Genomic DNA, 24480 nt, shown 5'->3' with positions numbered 1-24480 from the left:
AATGGATGAAATCACATTCAATGTGTTGATATTAAAAGGAAATTATTGAATTATTTGACGATTGTTTCTGATAATAAGCACGTTCTGATGTAGTGGAAATGAATGCACCTGTGTAGTGGACGGGGCAAACAGTTGCCAAGTGGCTACAGGCCATTTTGTGACTGGTATTAGCCAACAGGCTGATATTGACAATAAATTGACTAATTGCTTTCTTTGCTTATTTATTGCTTGGCCATGGGTAAAGCCAGGGCTGCGGCATCTGTGCCAGCCGCTGACAAAACGCAGCTTCGGTGAAATGCCCGCCAGTTGCTGGCGCCAGGCTGAATGCATGGCGCTGGCCTTGCCAGTCGAATGCCAGTGCGTAGGCGTGCAGATAGCCGCGGTCTGCGGCTTCGCCACCGTAGCGGGTGTCGCCGAGGATGGGCGCTGCCACGCTTTTCATCGCCACGCGGATCTGGTGCGTGCGCCCGGATAGCGGCCGCAGCAGGAACAGCCGCAAGCCGTTGCCCAGACCGTGGGTAAAGAACTGCGTGATCGCGTATTGCTCGTTGCCATCCCCAAGCCGCCAGTTGCCATTGCGCGCCGGCAGCATGGCGCCGGCCACCGTGCCCTGCTTCTTGCGTGGTGCGCGTGCAGACAGTGCCAGGTAGTATTTATCCAGCCGGTGCCCGGCGAACATCGCGCCAAACTCGCTGGCTGCAGCAGCATTACGGGCCAGCAACAGCAGGCCGGAGGTAAGCTTGTCCAGCCGGTGCAGCGGGTAAAGCTCGCCGTCGGCTTGCGGGCGCAACAGCTCGGTCAGGCCGGGCTCGTTGCCTTCGCGGTGGAAGTTCAGCCCGGCAGGTTTGTATGCCACCACGAAGTCATCGGCCACGTGCACGATGGCGGGCAAGGCGGCATCAGGCGCCACCATATCGACGCAGGGGGTTGGCGTTTTGCTGGCAAGGGAATCGGGCATGGCGCTGCTATGGCGTAAAATCGCCCCATTTTACCGCCGTGCGCCACGAGGCCCTAGCCATGAAACTCATCATCATTGCCGTTGGCCACAAGATGCCGGGCTGGATCGAAGACGGTTTTGGCGAATACCAGAAGCGCTTGCCGCGTGAATTCGCGCTCACGCTGGTCGAGCTCAAGCCGGACAAACGCGCCGGCAGCAAAACGCCGCAGCAGGTGATGGCCGAAGAGGCCGAGCGCATCCTGGCTGCGGTGCCACAAGGCGCGCGCGTGCTCGCGCTGGACGAGCGCGGCGCCAACTGGACCACCATGCAGCTGGCCGACCGGATGAAGGCCTGGCACACCGATGGCCGCGATACGGTATTCATCATCGGTGGCACCGACGGGCTGGACCCGAGCGTGAAGCAGCGGGCAGACCAGTTGCTGCAGCTGTCCGCGATGACGCTGCCGCACGGCATGGTACGTGTGCTGCTGGCAGAGCAGCTATACCGCGCGTATTCGATCCTGCACAACCATCCTTACCACCGCGAGTGAGCGGGTACACCCCGCCGCGCCCATATACAGACAGAAGAGGCCTGACCATGACCGATCTCTACCTGGCTTCCGCCAGCCCGCGCCGCCGTGAATTGCTGGCGCAAACCGGCGTCACTTTCGAAATTGTCGGTGCGCCGGTGGATGAAACCCCGCTGGCCGTTGAAGCGCCTGCCGATTACGTGTTGCGGCTGGCGCGCGCCAAGGCGCAAGCCGGCTGGCAGGCCGCACGCGCGCAAGACAAGCCGGCGCTGCCGGTGCTGGGGTCGGATACCACGGTGGCATTGGGTACGCTGATCCTTGGCAAGCCGGTGGATGCCGCCGATGCGGCTGCCATGCTGCGCCAGCTATCCGGCAGCACCCACCAGGTATTGACCGGCGTGGCGCTGTGCAACGGTGACGAGACCGATGCAGTGATTTCCATCAGCGATGTCACCTTTGCCGCGCTCACCGATGCGCAGATCGATGCCTATGTGCAAAGCGGCGAGCCGATGGACAAGGCCGGCAGCTATGGCATACAGGGGCGTGGCGGTTTGTTCGTGTCGCACCTGGCGGGCAGCTTTACCGGGGTGATGGGGCTGCCGCTGCATGAAACTGCCGCATTGCTGGCCCGTTCCGGCTTGGGTTTGCTGGCTTGAAATGAACGATCTGCACAAAAAACCACATCATTGCTTGAAATAGAGCAGTACTTTGCGTGATTGGGCATCTCCCGCAATAGCGGGAAATGCTCACAGGAATGAAGTACTTGCGGTGAATTTTTTCTAACGAGTAGCTGCAATATTCTTGTGTGGAATATAAAACATCCCATTAAGTATTAATTTGCGTTAGAACGACTCTTTAGCATTGTGTCCTCCCATTAACAGATCACCAGGGAGTGACTCCATGCCACACAACGGCATTCTTCCAGGCAAGTTCGGCAAAAGCGCAATCGCGCTGGCCGTATTTGCCAGCATGGCCTTGCTGGGCTGCAACAATTCGGATGATGCAGCCACGGTAACGCCTACCCCATCCCCCACGCCGGCACCGGTGGTGGCGGATGGCCGCCCCAACATCCTGTACATCATGGCGGATGACCTCGGTTATTCCGATATCCATGCGTTTGGCGGCGAAATCGAAACCCCGAACCTGGATGCGCTGGTTGCCAACGGCCGCATCCTCACCAACCACCATACCGGTACCGTCAGCGCGATCACGCGGGCGATGCTGATTTCCGGTACCGATCACCATCTGGTGGGTGAAGGCACCATGGGCGCGCCGCAGGATGAGCGCAAGGGTCTGCCTGGCTACGAGGGCTACCTGAACGACAGCTCGCTGTCGGTGGCGCAGTTGCTCAAGGATGGTGGTTACCACACCTATATCGCCGGTAAATGGCACTTGGGTTCATCCATTGTTGGCGGCGCAGCTACCGCGGGCAAAACGCCGGATCAGTGGGGCTTCGAGCGCAGCTTTTCGCTGCTGCCGGGCGCGGCAGGCAACCACTTCGGCCATGAAGCCGCCGGCTCGAAGAACTACACCGAAGACGGCAAGTATGTGCAGCCAGGCCAGCCGGGCCAGCCCGGCGGTGTGGGCGGCACACCGGCGGTGTTCTATTCCACCGACTTCTTCACCGACAAGCTGATCTCGTACATCGATGCCAACAGCAAGGACGGCAAACCGTTCTTTGCCTACGCTGCGTACACCACGCCGCACTGGCCGCTGCAGGTACCGGAGCCATGGCTGAGCAAGTACAAAGGCAAGTACGATCAGGGTTACGAGGCCATTGCCGCCGCACGCTACGAGCGCCTGCAGGCACTGGGCGTGATCCCTTCCGGCCAGCCGGCTGCCACCAGCACGCCGGAAACGCTGACGCGTTCTGCTGCCACCGCCAACGATGGCAAGGCGGGCGCCAAGTACATCAATGCGCTCAACAGTGCTGCCGCCGGCTACAGCGATTACGGCCAGGGCCGCGTGAACAAGAAGTGGGCCAGCCTGTCTGCGGACGAGAAGAAAGCCCAGGCGCGCTACATGGAAATCTACGCCGGCATGGTGTCCAACCTGGACCACAACATCGGCCGCCTGATCCAGCATCTGAAAGATACCGGCCAATACGACAACACCTTCATCCTGTTCCAGTCGGATAACGGTGCCGAAGGCTGGCCGATCGATTCCGCTGCGGACCCGACCGCAACCGATACCGCCAACGCACAACCGGGCAAGTACGAAAAACTCGGCACCGATGCCTCGTTTGGCGGCCTGCCGGGCCTCTCGTATGGCTTGCGCTGGGCGGAAGTCAGCGCCACGCCGTTCTCGCAGCTCAAGGGCATGATGGGTGAAGGCAGCATCTCCACCCCGGCCATTGCCAAGCTGCCGGGGCAGAAGAGCAACCTGCCGGCGCTGCGCAGCTTCACGCATGTGACCGACAACACCGCGACCTTCCTCGCGCTGGCCAAGGTCACGCTGCCGTCGCAAGCTGCGCCGCCACAGATCGACCCCAAGACCGGGGCCGATCTCAACCGCGGCAAGGTGGTTTACAACGGCCGCTACGTGTATCCGGTTACCGGCAAATCGCTGGTGGATGCACTCAAGCAGGGTGCGCCCGGCCTGATCCGCACCACGCCATTCGGTGAGGAAACCTACGGCCGTACCGCCATCTACAGCGCGGATGGCCGCTGGAAGGCCCGCTTTACCGAGCCGCCATTCGGCCCGGTGGATGGCCATTGGGAATTGTTCGATCTGTCCATTGATCGTGGCGAAACCAATGATCTTTCTGCGCAGTACCCGGTGCTGACCAGCAACCTCATCAGCCAGTGGAAGGGCTATATGAGCGATGTGGGTGGGGTCAATCCATTGCGCCCCAAAGGCTTCTACTAAAGAACCGCCGACAAAACCCTGCTGGCAGCGTTGCGTGGAGGCGCCGAGCCTCACTTGCCGTACGTCTTGTACTGTCTGCGTTTCGCGCGCCTCGCCAGCACCGTTTCACCGGGTTTTGCCGGCGGTTCCAGGTGTTGCTGATACATGCCGGCCCTGCCGGCATGTGCTACCAGCCCGCCGGCATCTGCCGGCGGGCCCTCGGAGTTGTCATGACCGTGATCCACCTCAAACTGCACGCATCGCAGCACGCTGCCGTCGCGCCTGATCAGGCGCTGGGCGACCGTTTTGCGTTCCATTGTTCGGCTTGCGGGCAGTGCTGCAATACGCCGCCCTTGCTCACGCTGGCAGAATTGCTGCGTTTTGAATCCCGCTTCATCGGTGCACTGGCCTTGCGCCGCGTACCCCGCTTGATCGCTGGCCGCCAGATCACGCTGGCTGGCAAGCAACTGACCATTACTGCCGATGATGAAACCGCGCAGCGCACACTGTTCGATACGCTGCTGTTTGCCGCACCTGGCGGGGATAGCGCCGGCGATGCGTTGCAAATTGCACTGCAGGCAGTCGATTATCCGTCGCTGCAGGCGTGCCCTGCGCTGGATGCGCAGCGTTTGTGCAGCCTGCACGCCAGCGGCAAGCCCGGTGCCTGCAACGTGGTGCCGCTGGATGCGCTGCAGCCGGATCGGCTGCAGCACGCGGTGCTGGCCAGCCGCAGCAATGACCATGATTACCTGGATGCCGGCTGCATCAGCGCTGGCACCGCCACCACCGGGCACGCGCCGCTGACGGCAGATGGCACGGTGGTCGACCTGCACTACCACCCCGCGCTGCAGCAGCAACGCGCGGCGCTTGCCGCCGACCACGCGCACTGGGGCAAACAGGTGCATGCAGTGCTTGCGGATGCGTTGCGTGACCCGGCCATGTGGCAGCGCATTCCGCATGATGGCTTTTTCAACCTGTCGCTGGTGCCCGTGCTGGCGGTGCTGGCCGCATCCGCGCCGCATAGGCCGGCGCGCTGCCTGCAGTATGTGGATGCACAGCTGCAATTGATCGAACACACGCTGGCTGCGGCGCTTGCCCGCAAGCACCCGGCAGACAAACCCTTTACCGCCCAGTTGCGCGGCTACGCACAGGCCTACCAGGCGCTGCGCCCGCAACTGGCCCATCATGCTGCTGCCGCTCTGCGGCACAGCGCCTGACCCCCGGATATCCCATGTACAGCGCCGATACCCTGCACCACGCCAAACGCCTCAATATCAGCCCGGAGGCACTGCAAACCTATCTGGATGCCGGCCAGGGCAAGATCGGCCATGGCGTCAGCCGCTATATGCACGCCACCATCAAGACAGTGGGGTCGGCGTGCAACCTCGATTGCAACTACTGCTATTACCTGAGCAAGGAAGGGCTGCTGGAGCAGAAGAACCAGCGCATCGGCGATGCCTTGCTGGAAACCTTTGTTGCCGACTATATCGCCAGCCAGGATGTGGAAGAGATTGTGTTCACCTGGCATGGCGGCGAGCCCACCTTGCTGGGCGTCGAGTTTTTCCGTCGCATCGTGGCACTGCAGAAGAAGCACACCCCGGCTGGCCGGCGCATCTCCAATGACCTGCAAACCAACGGCACCTTGCTGGATGACGAATGGGGCGAATTCCTGGCGCAGAACCAGTTTCTGGTCGGCCTCAGCATCGATGGCCCGCGCGAGCTGCATGACCTGTACCGCCCCACCAAGGCGGGCAAATCCAGTTTCGATGCGGTATGCCGTGGCGTGCAGATACTGAAAAAACACCGCGTATCGTTCAGTACGCTGACGGTGATCAATCGCAAGAATGCGCTGCAGCCGCTGGAGGTGTACCGCTTCCTGCGTGACGAAGTGGGTTCCAGCTACATGCAGTTCATCCCCTGTGTGGAGCCCAAGCAGTTTGAAAACGTCGCCCCCGGCCATATCGAGGCCGGCCGGCTGGCAGAGCAGGGTAGTCCGCGCAGCAAGCCGGGGCATCCGCTATCCATCGTCACCGACTGGAGCGTGGAATCGGGCGATTGGGGGCGGTTTTTGTCTGCGGTGTTCGATGAATGGATCAGCAAGGATCTGAACCGCATCAAGATCAACCTGTTTGAAACCACCATCGCGCAGCTGCAGGGCAAGCCGGCGCTGCTGTGCACCAGCAGCCCGTTTTGCGGCAAGAACGTGGCGCTGGAGCAGGACGGCCGCGTGTATTCGTGCGATCACTACGTGTACCCGGAATACGAGATCGGCAAGATCGGCGAGCGCTCGCTATCGGAAATGGTGTTCTCGCTGCGCCAGCTGGAATTCGGCCTCGACAAGTTCAACAGCCTGCCCGGCGAGTGCCGCAAGTGCCCGCACCTGAAGCTATGCTATGGCGAGTGCCCGCGTACGCGCCTGCTGAAAACCCGGCCCGGCGAAGGCAATCTCAGCTACCTGTGCGAGGGCTGGAAGGGCTTTTACGATCACGCAGTGCCGGTGATGCAGCGCTTGCGCGCAGCCTGATTCGCCGGGTTTGCGGAATGGATGGCGAAAAAAAACGCCTGCGGAGGCAGGCGTTTGAATGCTCGTGCAATACGGAGATAGATGAAGCCATCGCCCGCTTCACAGCAGACGACCCTGATTCAACGCTTGCGCGTGGATGGCGTTGACATCTTTTTACCGGGAGCTGCAAATTTTTTTGCCGGGGCTGCCGGGGGCTTGGCAGCGGCCTTGGGCTTGACTGGCGCAGCACCCGTGCGCAGCTGCGCTACCTCGGCCGCTTCCAGCAAACGCCATTCGCCCTTGGCGAGCTTGCCCATTTCAAGGCCGCCGATGCGCACCCGCACCAGCCGCAGTGTAATGATGCCGTGCGCCAGCAGCAGGCGGCGGATGTGGCGGTTGCGGCCTTCATTAAGCACGATTTCCAGCCATGCATGCTTTTCTCCCTGGCGCAGCACGTGCACCGCCTTGGCCAGCAACTGCTCTCCGGCATCGTTGATGCCGGTACGCAGCGCGGCCAGCAGTGCATCATCGGGCAGGCGGTCTATCTGCACATGGTAGGTTTTATCCAGCTGGCTGGCGGGGTCGGTCAGCCCGGCCGCCCAGCGCGTATCGTTGCTGAACAGCAGCAGGCCTTCGCTGGCCTGGTCCAGCCGGCCCACCGGGCCCAGCCATGGCAGATCGGCATCGGCAAAGCACTGGTAGACGGTATCGCGGCCGCGCTCGTCCTCGGCAGTGGTGACGAGGCCACGTGGCTTGTTCAGCATCAGGTAGACGAAGTCTTGCTTCTGCACTGCGGTACCACTCACAGCCAGCTTGTCGATGCCGGTATCCACCCAGCGGTTGGCATCGTGCTCCACCTTGCCATTCACGCTGACCTTGCCGGCTGCCACCAGCGCTTCTGCCTGCGTGCGCGAGCAGAAACCCAGCTTGGACAGCGCACGCCCCAGCATCACGCGGCTGCCGCCGGGTACCGCCTTGGGCACTGCTGTCTTCGCCGGCAGCGATTTGGGTCGTGCTTTTGCGGTCAGTGGCGCGGCGCTGCTGTTAAGCGCCTTGGCAGTGGATGGCGGCGGAGCGGTCTTCTTGCTATTGGGTCGTTGGGTCATGGGGGTGGCCAGATTCAATCACACAGTGTAACCGGTGGGCGCTGTCTGGCTGGCAGGCATTGTGCAGCGCGGGGGTGTTGGCTCGCTGCATACCACCACCCGACCCGATGGGCTGTGCGTCAGCTGGTGATTTCCTCCACACGATGGCAGGCCACCAGCCGGCCATCGATCGGCCGCAGCAATGGCACTTCGGTCTTGCAATGCTCCACTGCATACGGGCAGCGGGTGTGAAACGCGCAGCCTGAGGGCGGATTCAGCGGCGAAGGCAATTCGCCCACCAGCTTCACCTTGATCTGCCGGTCCTGCTTGTGGATGGCCGGGGTGGCGGACATCAGCGCGCGCGTGTACGGGTGCAGAGGCTGGGCGAATACGGCGGTCTTGCTGCCGTATTCCACCGTGCTGCCGAAGTACATCACCATCACATCGTCGGCCACGTGTTCGACCACCGACAGGTTGTGGCTGATGAACACGTACGCGGTGCCCAGTTCCTGCTGCAGATCCATGAACAGGTTGAGGATCTGTGCCTGGATCGATACATCCAGCGCGGAGGTGGGTTCATCGGCTACCACGATGCGTGGCTGCAGCATCATGGCGCGCGCAATGGCGATGCGCTGGCGCTGCCCGCCGGAGAACATGTGCGGGTAGCGCTCGTAGTGCTCGTGGCGCAGCCCCACCTTGTCCATCATCGCGCGGATGCGCGCTTCGCGTGCGCGTGCATCCAGCGTGGTGTTGAGCTTCAGCGGTTCATCGAGCATGGTGCCGATCTGCTTGCGCGGGTTCAGCGATGCATACGGGCTCTGGAATACCATCTGCACGGTGGGGCGCAAGGCCTTGAGCTGGGCGCTGCTGGCATTGGCGATTTCCACGCCGCCGATCTGCAGGCTGCCGCCACTGGGCTGTTCCACCAGCGTGAGCTGGCGCGCCAGCGTGGATTTGCCCGATCCCGATTCGCCCACTACCGCCAGCGTTTTGCCGGCGTGCAGCATGAACGACACGTTGTTGAGTGCCTTGACGGTGGCATGCCCGCGCAAAAAGCCGCGCGATACCGTGTAGTGCCGCGACAATTCGCGGGCGATCATCACTGCTGCATCGTTCATCGGTGTTGCCATATCGGTTTGCAGGTCAGCCATGGCTTGGCCTCCCGCCGTCATCCAGCGCGAAGAAGCAGCGCGCGGTGCCACCGGGTGTGGTGTACAGGTCAGGATGCTCGTCCACGCAGCGCGGCTGCACGTACGGGCAACGCGGGCTGAGCAGGCAGCCACGTGGCCGGTCGTACTGGCCGGGCACGACGCCGGGCAGCGTGGCCAGCCGCGCAGCGCCCTTGCTGTGCTCGGGGATGGAGGTCAGCAACGCTTGCGTATACGGATGGCGCGGCGTGTTGAAGATATCCGGCACCGGGCTGGTTTCCACCACTTCGCCGGCGTACATCACCGCCACGCGATGTGCCACTTCGGCAATCACGGCCAGATCGTGGGTGATCAGGATCAGGCCCATATCGTTCTGCTTTTGCAGGTTGACCAGCAACGCCATGATCTGTGCCTGCACGGTGACGTCGAGCGCGGTAGTGGGCTCGTCGGCAATCAGCAATTTTGGATTACAGGCGATGGCCATGGCGATCATCACACGCTGGCTCATGCCGCCCGATAGCTGGTGCGGGTAGGCGGCCAGCCGCGCACGCGCATCGGGGATCTCCACCATGTCGAGCAGATCGAGTGCGCGTTTCTTGGCGGCCGCGCCGGATAACTTCAGGTGCAGTTTCAGTGTTTCCATCAGCTGCGCGCCTACCGTATAGGCGGGGTTCAGGCTCGATAGCGCATCCTGGAAAATCATCGCTACATCGCGGCCGATGATCTTGCGCTTCTGTGCGTTGCTGGCGTGGAGCAGATCCTGGCCGTCAAAGCCGAGTGCATCGGCACTGACCACGCCGGGCGCATCGATCAGCCCCATCAGTGCCAGCATGGTCACGCTCTTGCCCGAGCCCGATTCGCCGACGATGCCGAGGATTTCGCCACGGTTGACGTCAAAACTGACGTGGTTGACTGCGCGGAACGCGCCGAACGATACGCTGAGGTTCTGGATATGGAGCAAGCTCATCGGTCACCCCTTCTTCAGCTTGGGGTCGAGCGCATCGCGCAGGCCGTCACCCATCAGGTTGAGCGCCAGCACGGTGATCAGGATGGCAAGGCCGGGCATGGTCACCACCCACCATGCGCTCTGGATGTAATCGCGCGCGGTGGCCAGCATGGTGCCCCATTCGGGCAGCGGTGGCGGTGCGCCAAGGCCCAGAAAGCCCAGCGCGGCCGCATCGAGGATGGCGGACGAAAAGCCCAGCGTGGCCTGCACGATCAGCGGTGCCATGCAATTGGGCAGTACGGTGTTGAACATCAGCCGCAACTGGCTGGCCCCGGCCAGCCGGCTGGCCACCACGTAATCGCGGTGCAGTTCGGTCATGGCCGAGCCGCGTGCCAGCCGCACATACGAGGGCAGGCCGACAATGGCAATCGCCAGCACGGTATTGCCAAGGCCCGGGCCGAGCACGGCAACGATGGCAATGGCCAGCAGCAAGGATGGCAGCGCCAGCATGATGTCCATCACCCGCATGATGGCGGTGCCCACCGCGCCCGGGTAGAACGCGGCAACCAGGCCCAGCGCTACGCCGGGGATCAGCGACAGCAGCACCGAGACCGAGCCGATCATCAGCGACAGCCGTGCACCGTGCAGCAGCCGCGACAGGATGTCGCGGCCTACTTCGTCGGTGCCGAGGATGAACTGCCAACTGCCGCCTTCCGACCACGCAGGCGGCGCCAGCAACGCATCGCGGAATTGCTCGGCTGGCAGATGCGGGGCAATCAGCGGCGCAAACAGCGCGGCAACCACCAGCAGGATGAAATAGAACAGCGCGACGGTGGCGCCCCTGTTCACGCGGAAAGACAGCCAGAACTCGCGCAGTGGCGATGGATAGGCGGGCAGCAGATCGGCGGGGACGGGTTTGGCGGATTCGGCCATGGTTTACCTCGCGTGGCGAATGCGCGGATTGATGACGCCGTACAGCACATCGACCAGCAAGTTGACGACAATGATGAGCGTGGCCACCAGCAGGATACCGCCCTGCACCACCGGGTAATCGCGGCGCGAGATCGAATCGATCAACCACTTGCCGATGCCGGGCCACGAGAAAATCGTTTCGGTCAGCACCGCGCCGGCCAGCAAGGTGCCCACCTGCAGGCCGATCACCGTGACCACCGGCATCAGTGCATTGCGCAGTGCATGCACCAGCACCACGCGTGTGCGCGACAGCCCCTTGGCGCGGGCAGTGCGGATGTAGTCCTCGCGCAGCACTTCCAGCATCGACGAGCGCGTCATGCGCGCGATCACCGCCAGCGGGATGGTGCCAAGCACGATGGACGGCAAGATCAGGTGCATCACCGCGGATTTGAATGCGCCTTCCTCACCGGACAGCAGGGTGTCGATCAGCATCAGCCCGGTGCGTGGTGCGATGTCGTATTGCAGGTCGATGCGGCCCGATACCGGTGTCCAGCCCAGGTTCACCGAGAAAAAGATGATCAGGATCAGCCCCCACCAGAAGATCGGCATCGAGTAACCGGTGAGCGCAGCGCCCATCACCGTGTGATCAAGCACGGTGCCGCGCCGCGTGGCGGCAACGATACCGGCGGCCAGGCCGAACACGGTGGCAAACAGCATCGCACAGATCGACAGCTCCAGCGTGGCGGGGAAGAGCTTGAGGAACTCGCTCATCACCGGCTCCTGCGTGACGATGGACTGGCCCAGGTCACCATGCAGCATGCCGGTCAGGTAGTGCCAGTATTGCAGGTAGAGCGGCTGATCGAGCCCCAGCCGCGCCATGGCGGCCTTGTAGAACTCGGGGTCCAGCTTGCGCTCGCCCACCATGATCAGCACCGGGTCGCCGGGGATCATGTGGATCAGTGCGAAGGCCAGGAGGGTGATGCCGAGGAAGGTCGGTATCACCACGGCCAGCCGCCGCAGGATGAAGGTGAACATGGGGTTTCTCCCTGCACCGCAACCATGCGCGGTGATTGGGGCCTGATCGGCTCTGGTTTTAATTTAGGTTTGAATCGGGGTTGCGCGAAACCTGCATCTGCATGCATTGCGCTCAAGACAGCGGCCCGCGAGTGTATCGCGGGCCGCTGTTCACCACGCAGCAAGCTGCAGTGCTTGCTGGCGGTATTATTTCAGGCCGACACCGTAGAAGGCATTCAGGCCGAACGGGCCGATCTTGAAGTCCTGCACTTCCTTGCGTACCGGCTGGTAGATGGTGGAGTGCGCAATCGGCGTGAACGGCACCTGTTCCTTGAAGATTACCTGTGATTGCTCGTACAGCTTGCTGCGCTCAGCCTGATTGGTGAGCTTGCGGGCCTTCACGATCAGGTCATCGAACGGCTTGTAGCACCAGTTGGAGTAGTTGTTGCCGCCTACTGCATCGCAGCTCAGGTTCACGCCCAGCCAGTTATCCGGATCGCCGTTATCGCCGGTCCAGCCTATGGTCATGGTGTCCTGCTCGCCGCTCTTGGCGCGCTTGATGTACTCGCCCCATTCGTAGGTGACGATTTTCGCCTTCACGCCGATCTTCGCCCAGTCCGATTGCACCATTTCCGCCATCAGCTTGGCATTGGGGTTGTACGGGCGCTGTACCGGCATGGCCCACAACGTGATCTCGAAGCCGTTGGGGAAGCCGGCCTTGGCCAGCAGCGCCTTGGCCTTGGCAACGTCGTTGGGGGCGTCTTTCAGCGTCTTGTTGTATGACCACTGCGTGGGCGGCATCGGGTTGGTGGCCAGTTGCCCGGCGCCCTGGTAGACCGCGTCGATGATGCTCTTCTTGTTGATCGCCATGTCCAGCGCCTGGCGCACTTCCAGCTTGTCCAGCGGCTTGTGCTTGACGTTGTAGGCAATCCAGCCCAGGTTGAAGCCGGCCTGGCTGGGGACGGCCAGCTGCGGATTGGCCTGCATGGCCTGCAGGTCGGCCGGGCGCGGGTAGGCCATTACATGGCACTCGCCTTTCTGCAGTTTCTGGTAGCGCACCGAGGCATCCGGCGTGATGGCGAAGATCAGCTTGTCGAGCTTCACATCGCCCTTGCGCCAGTATTCCGGGTTGCCGTCATAGCGGATCGCCGCATCCTTCTGGTAGCTGCGGAAAATGAACGGGCCGGTACCGATCGGCTCGGCATTGATCAGGTTGGCCTTGCCGCTCTTGAGCAGCTTGTCGGTGTATTCGGCCGATTGCACCGAGGCGAACGGCATCGCCAGGTTCTGGATGAAGGCGGCATCCACGGATTTGAGCTTCATCTTCACCGTGTACGGGTCGACTTTTTCCACCAGCACCAGGTTGGTATCGAGGCCCATGTCGGACGCGTACGTGTACTCGGCTGGCGCCGCCTTGTTGAAGGGCGTGCTCTTGTCGATCAGCCGCTGGAAGGTGAACACCACGTCATCGGCATTGAAGTCACGCGTCGGTTTGAAGTAAGGCGTGGTGTGGAATTTCACGCCCTTGCGCAGTGTGAAGGTGTAGGTGAGGCCATCTGCACTGACATCCCATTTTTCTGCCAGCCCCGGGATCACCTTGGTGGTGCCGCGCTCGAACTCGGTCAGCCGGTTGAATACGGTTTCCGCACTGGCATCGAAATCGGTACCGGTGGAATAACGGGCGGGGTCGAACCCGGCCGGGCTGCCTTCGGAGCAGAAAATCAGTGTTTTTCCTGCTGCAGCAGCGCTGCCTGCAGCCAGGGTAAAGGCAGCGGCAAGCGCGAGGTGGCGCGGGGTCAATCGCATGGGGTGTCTCCAGAGTGCATTGAAACGACTGCTTAACAGCAGAATGCTAGGTGGGGCAGATAACGACCGTTATCGGGAATAACCCTGACGGCAAGCCGCTTTGCGGGTTACAGCACGCTGTTTGCCGATGACCGGCTGAAATCTGAAAGGCAGGTTCTGTCATTCAGCACTTGCTGTTGTAAGCGAGGCTGGCTAGGGTGTTAGGGAGTTACTGAAACCGATGTGCGATGCAGCCCAAACTTCCTGTCCGAACCTTACTAGAGCCCGTGTGGCGCACCGACCGCAGTTGGGTGGGTTTGCGGCTGCATTCCGATCCTGCCGTATTGCCGCTGGTGCTCGATGCCATAGCCGCCGAATACGTGCTGCGTGATCTGCCATTGCTCTATCCGGCAGCGCTGCTGCCGTCCGGTGCCGACACCGGCAAGCTGATCAGCATTTGCACCGACGCAACGCAAGCGGTGCCGGAAAACGCCGTGCTGCAGATCGACTGTGTCGACAAGCTGCCGCCAGCGGGCAGCCCGCTGTTCATGCCTGCAGTACACAACCTGTCCATTTTTGCCGCGCTGCCCGCCGGTGCCTGGTGCAGTGGCGCATGGCCGACGGTGGCCAGTGCACGTGGCAGCAAGCCTCAACCCACGCAGCCGGTGTTGCTGGAGCTGCTGGGGCTGATTGCCCGCGATGCAGATAGCCAGGATCTGGAGGCCGTGTTCGCCAAGGCCCCGCAATTGACCATCAGCATGCTGCGGCTGGTGAATTCGGTGGCCATCAGCGGCACCGTGAAGGCAGGCAGCCTGCGCCAGGCCATTACGCTGCTGGGGCGCCGGCAATTGCAGCGCTGGTTGCAACTCTTGATGTACGCCGAGCAATTCGGCCCCGGCGAGACCGTGCCGCCGTTGCTGGTGGTGGCCGCATTGCGCGCGCGCCGGCTGGAAGCATGGGCCGGGCAGGGCTGGCTGGGCGATTGCCCGCCGGACAGCGCTTTTTTCACCGGCATGCTGTCGTGCCTGGATTGCCTGTTCGGCGTACCGCTGGCAGAGCTGATCAAGCCATTGCCGCTGCCCGATGCAGTGACGCGCGCTCTGATCAACTACGAAGGTGAACTGGGGCAAGCGCTGTACCGGATCTGCCGCTTTGAACACGGCATCACCGAAGATTTCGACGACTGGCCCGGCAATGCCGGCTGGCGCAACTGGCTGGCGGGGGAAGTGGCCGCCGTGGCGTGGACACGGCAGTTGTTCAGCACGGTGGCGGCATGATGCTGACCCCGGAGGAATTGCCGGCCGATATCCACTTGCCGCAAAGCCTGCTCGGCTCGCTGGAAGCATCGCTGCTGACACTGGATCTGGATGGCTATATCACCGGCTGGAGCCGCGGTGCGGAGCGCCTGTTCGGTTATGCCGCCAGCGAGATCATCGGCCAGCACCTGCTGCTGCTGTACGCGAACGAGAGCGAGCGCGAGGCGGAGCTGCTGAACACCGTGTTGCAGCATGGTCGTGGCGAGATGGAAGTGTTGCGCCGGCGCAAGAACGGCGAAGCATTTTGGGCCAACGTGCACCTGTCGCTGACGCGGGATGCGCAGGGCCGGCCGATCTACATGATCGGCTATTTGCGTGATATTACCGACCGGCTGGCTGCCGAAGAAAAAAACCGCCTGTACGGGCTGATTTTCGAGAAAGCCAACGATGCGGTAGCGGTGATCGATGCGCAACACGCGATCGTGATCGTCAATCAGGCATTCGAGCGGGTAACCGGTTACAAGGCGGCCGACGCCATAGGCAAAACCCCCCGCTTCCTGCGTGAAGGCCATATCAACCCGCGCACCCGGGGCGAGGTCGATGCCGCGCTCGCCGCAGTGGGGCACTGGGAAGGCGAGCTGACCGATACGCGTGCCAGTGGCGATGATTACCCGGTCTGGCTCAATGTCACCGCAGTGCATAACGAGCGCGGCCAGCTCACGCATTACCTGGCGGTCTTCACCGACCTGACCGAGCGTCGCGCTGCCGAAGCACAAATCCACCGGCTGGCGTATTACGACACGCTCACCACGCTGCCCAACCGTGCATTGCTGTTCATCCTGATCGAACAGGCGCTGGCCGAGGCACGCCGCTATCACCGGCACGGCGCCATCCTGTGCTTCAATATCGCCGGCTTCAAGGATGTGAACGATTCCTTCGGCCATAGCGGCGCAGACCGGCTGCTGGCGGAAATGGCATCGCGCATCAAGGAATGCCTGCGCGAAGAGGACGTGGTATCGCGGTTTGGCGGCGACGAATTCTATATCGCACTATTCGATATCCAACAGCGTGAAGATGCAGTGATCGTGGCCGAGCGTATCCTGCGCCGGATCGACGAGCCGTTCATGATCGATTTCCACGGCGTGGCGACCGAGGTGGCGTTACTGGCCAATATCGGCATCAGCGTGTATCCGGATGACGGGCTGGATGCCGAGAAGCTGATCAACCAGGCATCGGTTGCCATGTACCGCGCCAAGCAGGGCAACCACGCGCACCTGTTCTATTCCAACGAAATGAATCGCCGCTCGCTGGAACGCCTGAAACTGGAAACCGATCTGCGCTTTGCGCTGGAGCGCCGCGAGTTCGAGCTGTTCTACCAGCCGCAGCTTGATCTGGGCACTGGCCGTATCGTGGGCGCGGAGGCGCTGCTGCGCTGGAAGCACCCGGTGAAGGGCTATGTGTCGCCGGTGGATTTCATCCCGTTTGCCGAGGAAACCGGGCTGATCGTGCCGATCGGCGCCTGGGTGGTGGAAGAAGCATTGCGCCAGCTCAGTGCGTGGGATGCGGCTGGCGTGCACATGCAGCGGCTGGCCATCAATGTATCCGGCCTGCAGTTCCGCCCGATGTTTGCCGAGACGGTGACGCGGCTGATTGCCGAGCACAACATCCCGCCGGGCCGGCTGGAACTGGAAATGACCGAAACGGTGCTGATGCGCAACAACGAGCGGCTGGAAGCCATGCTGCTGCAGCTGCGCGAGGCCGGCTGCAGCTTTGCGCTGGACGATTTCGGCACCGGTTATTCCAACCTGACCTATCTGCAGCAGTTTTCCATCGACTACCTGAAGATCGATCGCTCCTTCATCCGCAACGTGCCCGGCACGCGGCGTGATGAAGCCATCGTGCGCTCCATCATCGACATTGCCGACAACCTGGGGCTGGGCGTGATCGCGGAAGGCGTGGAAACCGCCGAGCAGGCCGCCTTCCTGCGCTCGCTGGGTTGCCAAATGGCACAGGGCTTCCATTTCCACCCGCCATTGCCCGAGGCGCGCTTCACGCCCTTGCTGGCGGTAAAGAACCTGGCGTGAGCTGAGCCGCTGCGCGCTGCTCTGACGCTTGGACCGAGGGCTTCGCGCTGCCAATGCTTGCAGATCGCGGCTTGCAAGCGGCCGCTAGCCCGGGTCAGTCGTGATCGATCTGCGTGGTGTCGTCCATGCCCAGCCGGCCTATGAACGGCAGGCGTAGCGCCGGGCGGTTCAGGTCCACGCCCAGATCCAGCCCCAGCAGGTTGATCTCGATGCCTTCCTCGAGCCCGATATTGAAGCCGAGCAGGCCGAGTACCGACGCCTGCAGCCCGCGGCCGGATGGCGACAGGCCCACCGGGTTGGTGATGGCGCGGTAATCCTTGCCGATGGCGTTGGCCGGCAGATCGAGGCCCAGCTCGGGCACTTCCCGACCGATGTGGGCCAGGAAGGTGTTGCTGTTGGGGCCGGGGTACGCGTGATAGACATGCGGAAACGGGTAGCTGGTAATGGCCGCCTCGATCCGGCTGATCATGGCGTCCACGTTCTGGCCGCGATGCTCGACCAGCAGCTGTGGCTGCGCGCCGAACCACAGGCCATCAGGTAGCGCATAGTCACGCTGCACTACGTCATCGCCACGCCAGCCGACGACTTCGTAGCGCGTGTACGCGGTGTCGCCAGTGCGCTTGAAGATGATCCACGGGTGCACGGCAAACAAACCCCGCCAGCCATAGGTGGTGGCGGTGTAGACCTGCACGATGGCGGTGTCGGCCAGCGTGGCCGGATCAGGGGCGATGCCGGCGGAGTGGCGCGGCGCGGTCATCCAGGTTTGCGTGGCAGGGCGCTCGGCTTGCGATGCGTTGGCAAGGCTCAGCCCGAAAGACACGGCGATCACGGCCAGCGTGCTGCAGGCAATGCGGTAGCCGTGGCGTTTTTTCTTCGGCGTCAAAGGCGGGTTTCCTGTTCAAGTCATGCAGTATGCAGCCCGGCGGCAGGCGGCGCTCTATGGGCATGGCGCGCCGGATGCCCGGCATGCTGACCCTGATTGCACCACGCGGCGTGGCGTGTTTGATGGCACGGCCAAAAAGGGAAGGGCCCGCAGTGCGGGCCTTCCAGGTGTGGCATCGTCATGCAAGACCGGCCAGCGCCGGAATGGTTGCCCATCCGTTCTGGCCGGCCTGAGGGCCTGCCGCTTATGCCGCTTCCTTGAGCGAGGCCATGTCGATCACGAAGCGGTATTTCACGTCGCTCTTGAGCATGCGCTCGTAGGCGTCGTTGATCTCCTCCATGCGGATCACTTCGATATCCGCGGTGATGCCATGCTCGCCGCAGAAATCGAGCATTTCCTGCGTGGCGGCAATGCCGCCGATCAGCGAGCCGGCCACGGCCTTGCGCCCCAGCACCATGGGCATGGAGTTGAGTGCGGGTTCCAGCGGGCCCAAGTAGCCCACCAAGACCAGCGTGCCGCCGTAATTGAGCGTCGGGATATACGGATTGGTATCGTGTGCATACGGCACGGTGTCGACGATCAGGTCAAAACGGCCGGCGACTTCCGCCATCTGCGCATCGTCGGTAGACAACACGATATGGTCTGCGCCCAGGCGGCGGGCATCGTCTTCCTTGCCGGCCGAGCGGGTGAACAGTGTCACGTCGGCGCCCATGGCCTTGGCCAGCTTGATGGCCATGTGGCCGAGGCCACCCAGCCCCACCACGGCAACCTTGCTGCCCGCTACCACATGCCAGTTCTTCAGCGGCGACCAGGTGGTGATGCCGGCACACAGCAGCGGCGCGGCGCCTTTCAGGTCCAGCCCGTCCGGCACGCGGACGACGAATTCCTGCTTGACGATGATCTGGTCGGAGTAGCCGCCCTGCGTCATGCTGCCGTCAACGCGGTCGATGCCGCCGTAGGTGAAGGTCGAGCCTTCCGCGCAATGCTGTTCATCGCCATGTGCGCAAGCCGGGCAGTGGCCGCAGGAATCGACCATGCAGCCCACGCCCACATGATCGCCCACCTTGAAGCGGGTAACGTCCGCACCCACGCTGGTGACGCGGCCGACGATCTCGTGGCCGGGCACGATGGGGTAGCTGCTCCAGCCCCAGTCGTTGCGCGCGGTGTGCAGGTCGGAGTGACATACGCCGCAGTAAAGGATGTCGATCACGACATCGTCGTTGCGCGGGTTGCGGCGATTGAAGCGGTACGGCGTCAGCGGGCTGGTGGCGGATGTGGCGGCGTAGGCACGGGTATTGGTGGTCATGGCGTCCTCTTGCTGATGGTTGCGATCGGGTTTCGGGTAGGAACGGATCAGCCCTGCCCGTGATGCGGGCAGGGCGCTGCGGAAAGCGGTGGCCATGGGTTGCGGCAACCGGAGTGGCCGCCCACGACATCGAACTGAACTTTAGGCGGTTCGCTATCACATAACTAGCTGATAAAATCTTGAAGCAGAAGCAAGTATTTATTGATAATGGCGCCATGCCATCCTGAGTATTGCCCATGCCTATCAACGAATTGCGCGCCATTGCCACCTTTGCCAAGGCCGTCGAACTGGGCAGCTTGCGCAAGGCGGCCTCGGCGCAGGGCATGACGCCGCAGGCAGTCAGCCAGGCGCTGGCGCAACTGGAGCAGCATCTTGGCGTGCGCCTGTTGCACCGGACTACCCGCAATATCGCGCTGACCGATGAGGGAAAGCACTTCCTGGAGGCGGCGCAGCCCGCACTGGCCGCGCTGGAACGTGCACTGCAGCGGGTACGTACTGCCAAGGACGAGATTGCCGGGCCGCTACGCATCGTTGGCCCCCGTTCCACCTTCGCACCATTGTTGTGGCCGGTGATCGACGAATTTTGCCGCCAGCATCCGGATGTGCAGCCCGATGTACAGCTGGACGACAGTATCGGCAACTGGGTGCAGGACAGGGTGGACGTGGGTTTCCGCATCGGCACGCCGCCCGACGACGGCCTGATTGCCCGCCGCTTGTTTCCGGTGCAGCTGATCATCTGCGCGGCACCGGAATACCTGTTGCGCCATGGTGCACCGCAAACGCTGGAAGACCTGGCCACGCATCGCAGCAATGTGTTCCGTCACCCGGGTACCGGGCAATTATTGCCGTGGTATCTGCAGCGCGATGGCGAAATCATCCATCACAAGGTGCCGTTTGCGTTGTCCACCAACGATGCCGAACTGGAAATGCAGGCAGTGCTGTCCGGGCAGGTGATGGCCCAGCTACCGGGCTTTGCGGTGGCACAGCATATCCGAGCCGGACGGCTGTTTCCGGTACTGATGCAGCACATGACCGATCACCTGGGCGTGTACCTGTATTACGGCAGCCGTTCCGCACAGCCTACGCGGGTGCGTGCCTTCATCGATCTGGTGGTGGAGCGGCTATCCGGTGATGCCGGCCTGATCATCGCCCCCCGCGAACTGGCCCTGGCCGAGGCCACGGCACGCAAGCTGGCACTGCGGCGCAAGTGAGGCCATGAGGCATGGCCGTGCGGGATGTGTGTGGTCATGGGCCCGACCGCCCAGGGCGATGCCACCGCCGCACCTGGTAGCAGGCTGGTTGCGTACAAGACGGTCCGGAAGTCCTGCCTGCGGGCGTATAATGCTGGCCCCCGCATTGCGCGCCGTAGTGCCTACAAACTTGCGGCATGCGCCAACCTGGAATCCTGCCGTGTCTGACCCCGTAACCGGCGAGGCGATCACCCGCGCCCGCATGCAATCCCTCATTGCCGCAGCCAGCACGCCGCTGCTGCTGGAAGACTGCACATTCGAAGATGAAGATTTCTCGCGGCTGGACCTGAGCGATTGCCGCTTCACGCGCTGTTTTTTCCCGGGTACCAGCTGGCTGGGGGCCAACCTCACGCAAACCGTCTGGCAATCATGCCGCGGTGGCAGTGCCGATTTTGCTGCGGCCAACCTGGCGGATGCCGGGTTCAGAAGCTGTGATCTGAACAACACCGCGTGGCGCCGCGCCCGGATGTCATCCACGTCATTCACCGGTTGCAAGCTGACCGGGGCAAATTTCGAGGACGTGACCAGCCTGGGGCTGCACTTTGCCGAGACACTGCTGGTGGGCGCCAACCTGAGCAATATGTCGTTCAAGAAGGCACGGCTGGATCAGCTTGATTTTTCCGATGCCGATCTGTCCGGCTGCGATTTCCGCGAGGCAGTATTTCTGGGCGGCAGCTTGCGCAACGCGGAAACCCGCCTGGCGCGCTTCAATGGCGCCGACCTGCGCGAGGTGCAGATTGGCGGGCTGAAGCTGCTGGACGGGAAGCTGTTCCAGGGGGCGGTGATCTCGTACAGCCAGGCAGCGGATATTCTCGAGGCGCTTGGATTGCGGGTGGCCTAGTCAGGCGGCGCTGCCGTGGCTTGTGCTTTGCGTGGCAGATGGCTGGCGCTGCAGGCGTCTGATCTGCCCATGGGAGCAATTGCCGCTGTGGCTTGCCGCACCATTAAAAAAGGCACCAGCGTTGCCGCTGGCGCCTGCCGTAGTCAACAGCTGACTACGTGCGATGCTGGAACCTTTGCCGTTACCGGCGCCCACATGCTGATCGCAGATCAACCGTGGGCGGCAGTTTTCCGTCCGGATACCCGTCGCAGCCAGATCAGCCGTTGTGCTGAGCGTGCTTCTTGCTGTGCTTCTTGGCTTGAGCCTTTTGCGGCGCGGATGCGTGCTTGGCATGCTTCTTGGCTTGAGCCTTCTGCGGCGAGGATGCGTGCTTGGCGTGCTTCTTGGCTTGAGCCTTTTGCGGTGCGGATGCGTGCTTGCTGTGCTTCTTGGCCTGAGCCTTTTGCGGTGCGGATGCGTGCTTGCTGTGCTTCTTGGCTTGAGCCTTTTGTGGTGCGGATGCATGCTTGCTGTGCTTCTTCGCTTGGGCTTTCTGCGGCTCGGAGGCTTTCTTCGCGTGTTTCTTGGCCTGGGCTTTCTGTGGTGCCGACGCATGCTTCTTGGCATGGTGCGTGTGTTCGGTTTTCTTGGCCGGTGCGGATGCATCGGCAGCGAAAGCGGTGCCAGTCAGCAGCAGGCCGGTAGCGGTCAGTGCCAGCATGAGGTTGCGAAACAGTTTCATTTTTGTTCTCCGGAACAGTTTGGCGGGCACCTGCCCTGCCACAACTGCAGGATTGCACCGCGCAAACCCGCTGTCTGTGAGGCTTGGTGCGGGCTGTGTGACGGTTGGTTTGCAGTGTCAACCACTGTGTTCCCGGTGGCGTTGAGCACAACTCGCAGGCTTTTTCCGTCTGGCTGTCTTACATGCAAACGTCATACATACCCGTTAAATTTGTCATATCGGGCGGTTCCTCCGCTCGCAAACCGGAGTGGCGTGATGAGCTTGCTGGATCAACTGGGTGGATTGTTTGGGCAAGGTGATGGGCAGGAAGGCGTTGCGGGCTCCTTGTCGCAATTGCTGGAACAGCAGGGCGGGCTGTCTGGCCTGATCAGCAAGTTCCAGCAAGGCGGCCTGGGCGAAGTGGCCCAGTCATGGATTTCTTCCGGTCAGAACCTGCCCATTTCAGCAGAGCAGATCCAGTCCGTGCTGGGCAGCGATGCGGTGACCAGCATTGCCCGGAAGCTTGGCATCGATCCGGCCCAAGCGGCAGATCAGCTGTCCGGCGTATTGCCGCAATTGGTGGACGGGCTCACGCCTGGCGGCGAGTTGCCAGCCGATGATGCGGGCATTGCCGGTGTGCTCGGCAGTGTGAAAAGCCTGTTCGGCTGAGGTTTTGCAGGATACGGCAGCCACGCCTGCTGCGTGGTTGCCGTTGCCTTGGCATGCCCGTGCTTGTTATGGTTCGGCGCTGATACGATCAGCAGTGAAGAATTCGACGGCATGGCAATGAAACGACTAGGCAGGATGCAATGAGCTGGCGCACCCAGATGCTGCGCGCCGCTTCGGTGGGTCTGGTGGGCACCGCCGTCCAGTACCTGACGCTGGTGGTGGGTGTGCGTTACCTTTATGTTTCCCCACCCGTGGCCTCGGCCGTCGGTTTCCTGCTGGGGTCACTGTTCAATTACACCCTCAATTACCTGTTTACCTTCCAGAGCAGCAAATCGCATCTGCATGCGGCATCACGCTACTACGCGGTGCTGGCAGTGGGCTGGTTGCTCAACTATGCGCTGATGGCGCTGTTTACCAGCCATCTGATCATCCACTACCTGCTGGCACAGGTGATCACTACCGGAATCTGCTTTATCTGGCATTTCACCGGTAGCCGCTTGTGGGCATTCAGGGAAAAACCGCCAGCGGCCTAGCTGGCGTCATGGAGTAGCATGCAAAGGTAGGCTGCATCACATGCCAAGTGCTGGTAGCCAGCGTTTGAATATGGTATCAATGCCTTCGCGGCTTATCCTGTAAGGGACGGGCTGACACTACAAAAATAATCGAGGGTGGAAAGACAGGCCGGGTCCGGGCACGCGCAGCTGCGCACGCGGGCACCGGTATGCGCCATCCTCGCCCCCTGGAAGAGGATGAGGAATGAAGCACCCGCTGCTGTCTATCGTTGTGCCCTGCTACAACGAAGAAGAAGTCATACAGGAAACGATCAAGCGGCTGAACGCATTCTGCACCACGCTGACCGATCTGGATGTCGAGCTCATTTTTGTCGACGATGGCAGCCGTGACCGCACGCGTGCGCTGCTGAAAGAAGAGGTGCAGCGTAACCCGCACATCCGTATCGTGGGCTTTGCGCGCAATTTCGGCCATCAGATTGCGGTATCCGCCGGTATCGATGCCGCGCGTGGCGATGCCGTGGTGCTGATCGATGCCGACCTGCAGGATCCGCCCGAAGTGGTTGGCGAGATGATCGCCAAATGGCGCGAAGGGTATGACGTGGTTTATGGCGTGCGTACCGAGCGGCCGGGTGAATCCGCCTTCAAGCGTGCTACCGCGCTGGCGTTCTATCGCTTGCTCAACAAATTGTCCGACGTGGCCATTCCGCTTGATACCGGCGATTTCCGCCTGATGAGCCGCAACGTGGTCGAGGTGATCCGCGCCATGCCCGAGCGCGATCGTTTCGTGCGCGGCATGGTCAGCTGGGCCGGTTTCAAGCAGACCGCGCTGCCGTACCGCCGTGCCGAGCGCTTTGCCGGCGAAACCAAGTACCCGCTGCGCAAGATGCTCAAGTTTGCAACCGACGGCATCATGTCGTTCTCCAGCAAGCCGTTGCAGATGTCCATCGGCCTGGGCATGGCTGCCGCCGCGCTGTCGCTGGCTGGTATCCTGTATGCATTGTTCTTGCGCGTATTCACCAATGTGTGGGTGGAAGGCTGGACCGCGCTGATGATCGCGGTGCTGTTCATCGGGGGCGTACAGCTGCTGTGCGTGGGCATCCTGGGTGAATATATCGGCCGCATCTACAGCGAAGTGAAACGCCGCCCGCTCTACGTGGTGCAGGAATACATCGGTTATCCGGAAGAGCACGCGCCGCAGTTCAGCCGCAGCCCGGTGGTCGACCGCAAGTAATGCGCGGTATGCCGGCCACTGCTGGCCGGCCCGCCTGAAAA

At 62.2% G+C, this 24480-nt stretch carries 22 protein-coding genes; 12 read left to right on the top strand and 10 right to left on the bottom strand.

All coding sequences use genetic code 11. From position 1 onward, the window contains the following. Positions 1-217: 217 nt before the first annotated feature. Positions 218-958 carry a pseudouridine synthase gene (locus IGB42_RS04225; protein ID WP_159667263.1) on the bottom strand — a complete coding sequence of 247 codons (741 nt, stop codon included), beginning with the start codon at positions 956-958 and terminating at the stop codon, positions 218-220. A 59-nt stretch (positions 959-1017) separates the two neighbouring features. Between IGB42_RS04225 and rlmH the strand changes: the two genes are divergently transcribed. From rlmH to IGB42_RS04200, 5 genes are all read left to right on the top strand, one after another. Beyond that, positions 1018-1488: a 23S rRNA (pseudouridine(1915)-N(3))-methyltransferase RlmH gene (gene rlmH / locus IGB42_RS04220; RefSeq protein WP_159667259.1), complete on the top strand. Its 471-nt coding sequence runs from the start codon at positions 1018-1020 to the stop codon at positions 1486-1488. A 47-nt stretch (positions 1489-1535) separates the two neighbouring features. Further along, positions 1536-2123, top strand: a complete 588-nt coding sequence (locus IGB42_RS04215) for a nucleoside triphosphate pyrophosphatase (protein ID WP_159667256.1) — start codon at positions 1536-1538, stop codon at positions 2121-2123. Positions 2124-2367: 244 nt separating this feature from the next. Continuing rightward, the gene (locus IGB42_RS04210) at positions 2368-4335 is read left to right on the top strand and encodes an arylsulfatase (protein ID WP_174764165.1); all 1968 of its coding nucleotides are present in this window, start codon (positions 2368-2370) and stop codon (positions 4333-4335) included. Positions 4336-4544: 209 nt separating this feature from the next. Beyond that, on the top strand, positions 4545-5531 hold the full coding sequence (locus IGB42_RS04205; protein WP_159667253.1) for a YkgJ family cysteine cluster protein: 987 nt from the start codon (positions 4545-4547) through the stop codon (positions 5529-5531). Between the two features lie 14 nt (positions 5532-5545). Further along, positions 5546-6838, top strand: coding sequence for an anaerobic sulfatase maturase (locus tag IGB42_RS04200; RefSeq protein WP_159667250.1), 1293 nt, complete (start codon positions 5546-5548; stop codon positions 6836-6838). Positions 6839-6957: 119 nt separating this feature from the next. Here the strand turns inward: IGB42_RS04200 and IGB42_RS04195 are convergent, their stop codons facing one another. The 6 genes from IGB42_RS04195 to IGB42_RS04170 form a co-directional block, all read right to left on the bottom strand. Continuing rightward, complete coding sequence (locus IGB42_RS04195) at positions 6958-7923, bottom strand: pseudouridine synthase (RefSeq protein WP_236822487.1); 966 nt, start codon at positions 7921-7923, stop codon at positions 6958-6960. A gap of 119 nt (positions 7924-8042) precedes the next feature. Further along, positions 8043-9053 (bottom strand): peptide ABC transporter ATP-binding protein, encoded by a 1011-nt coding sequence (locus tag IGB42_RS04190; protein WP_236822486.1) that lies wholly within the window; start codon positions 9051-9053, stop codon positions 8043-8045. Then, positions 9046-10017: an ABC transporter ATP-binding protein gene (locus IGB42_RS04185; RefSeq protein ID WP_159667247.1), complete on the bottom strand. Its 972-nt coding sequence runs from the start codon at positions 10015-10017 to the stop codon at positions 9046-9048. The genes IGB42_RS04190 and IGB42_RS04185 overlap by 8 nt, the downstream gene beginning before the upstream one ends. A gap of 3 nt (positions 10018-10020) precedes the next feature. Next, positions 10021-10929: an ABC transporter permease subunit gene (locus IGB42_RS04180; RefSeq protein WP_159667244.1), complete on the bottom strand. Its 909-nt coding sequence runs from the start codon at positions 10927-10929 to the stop codon at positions 10021-10023. Positions 10930-10932: 3 nt separating this feature from the next. Then, the gene (locus tag IGB42_RS04175; protein ID WP_159667241.1) at positions 10933-11943 is read right to left on the bottom strand and encodes an ABC transporter permease subunit; all 1011 of its coding nucleotides are present in this window, start codon (positions 11941-11943) and stop codon (positions 10933-10935) included. Between the two features lie 186 nt (positions 11944-12129). Then, complete coding sequence (locus IGB42_RS04170; protein WP_159667238.1) at positions 12130-13728, bottom strand: ABC transporter substrate-binding protein; 1599 nt, start codon at positions 13726-13728, stop codon at positions 12130-12132. Positions 13729-13994: 266 nt separating this feature from the next. Here IGB42_RS04170 and IGB42_RS04165 point away from each other — a divergent pair, with 266 nt between their 5' ends. Further along, positions 13995-14984: an EAL and HDOD domain-containing protein gene (locus tag IGB42_RS04165; RefSeq protein ID WP_159667235.1), complete on the top strand. Its 990-nt coding sequence runs from the start codon at positions 13995-13997 to the stop codon at positions 14982-14984. Beyond that, positions 14981-17047 carry a bifunctional diguanylate cyclase/phosphodiesterase gene (locus tag IGB42_RS04160; RefSeq protein ID WP_159667232.1) on the top strand — a complete coding sequence of 689 codons (2067 nt, stop codon included), beginning with the start codon at positions 14981-14983 and terminating at the stop codon, positions 17045-17047. Before IGB42_RS04165 ends, IGB42_RS04160 begins: the two co-directional genes overlap by 4 nt. A 94-nt stretch (positions 17048-17141) precedes the next feature. Here IGB42_RS04160 and IGB42_RS04155 read toward each other — a convergent pair whose 3' ends face one another. Together IGB42_RS04155 and IGB42_RS04150 are read right to left on the bottom strand one after the other, a co-directional pair. Beyond that, on the bottom strand, positions 17142-17930 hold the full coding sequence (locus IGB42_RS04155) for a DUF3750 domain-containing protein (protein WP_201799818.1): 789 nt from the start codon (positions 17928-17930) through the stop codon (positions 17142-17144). A gap of 244 nt (positions 17931-18174) precedes the next feature. Continuing rightward, the gene (locus tag IGB42_RS04150) at positions 18175-19236 is read right to left on the bottom strand and encodes an NAD(P)-dependent alcohol dehydrogenase (RefSeq protein ID WP_159667229.1); all 1062 of its coding nucleotides are present in this window, start codon (positions 19234-19236) and stop codon (positions 18175-18177) included. 236 nt (positions 19237-19472) lie between these two features. Here IGB42_RS04150 and IGB42_RS04145 point away from each other — a divergent pair, with 236 nt between their 5' ends. Then, positions 19473-20447 (top strand): LysR family transcriptional regulator, encoded by a 975-nt coding sequence (locus tag IGB42_RS04145; RefSeq protein ID WP_159667226.1) that lies wholly within the window; start codon positions 19473-19475, stop codon positions 20445-20447. A gap of 199 nt (positions 20448-20646) precedes the next feature. Next, positions 20647-21327 carry a pentapeptide repeat-containing protein gene (locus IGB42_RS04140; protein ID WP_201799817.1) on the top strand — a complete coding sequence of 227 codons (681 nt, stop codon included), beginning with the start codon at positions 20647-20649 and terminating at the stop codon, positions 21325-21327. Between the two features lie 256 nt (positions 21328-21583). Here the strand turns inward: IGB42_RS04140 and IGB42_RS04135 are convergent, their stop codons facing one another. Next, on the bottom strand, positions 21584-22048 hold the full coding sequence (locus IGB42_RS04135; protein ID WP_201799816.1) for a hypothetical protein: 465 nt from the start codon (positions 22046-22048) through the stop codon (positions 21584-21586). A gap of 255 nt (positions 22049-22303) precedes the next feature. Here IGB42_RS04135 and IGB42_RS04130 point away from each other — a divergent pair, with 255 nt between their 5' ends. The 3 genes from IGB42_RS04130 (at position 22304) to IGB42_RS04120 (ending at position 24439) form a co-directional block, all read left to right on the top strand. Then, positions 22304-22696: a YidB family protein gene (locus IGB42_RS04130; RefSeq protein WP_159667220.1), complete on the top strand. Its 393-nt coding sequence runs from the start codon at positions 22304-22306 to the stop codon at positions 22694-22696. A 140-nt stretch (positions 22697-22836) separates the two neighbouring features. After that, the gene (locus IGB42_RS04125; protein WP_159667217.1) at positions 22837-23229 is read left to right on the top strand and encodes a GtrA family protein; all 393 of its coding nucleotides are present in this window, start codon (positions 22837-22839) and stop codon (positions 23227-23229) included. A gap of 223 nt (positions 23230-23452) precedes the next feature. Then, positions 23453-24439 (top strand): glycosyltransferase family 2 protein, encoded by a 987-nt coding sequence (locus tag IGB42_RS04120; protein WP_159667214.1) that lies wholly within the window; start codon positions 23453-23455, stop codon positions 24437-24439. Positions 24440-24480: the final 41 nt, after the last annotated feature.

It is taken from the genome of Andreprevotia sp. IGB-42, assembly GCF_009848685.1.
Taxonomy (GTDB): Bacteria; Pseudomonadota; Gammaproteobacteria; order Burkholderiales; family Chitinibacteraceae; genus Andreprevotia.
Note: the sequence above shows the minus strand (reverse complement) of the source record. Positions and strands in the feature narration are given on the sequence as shown.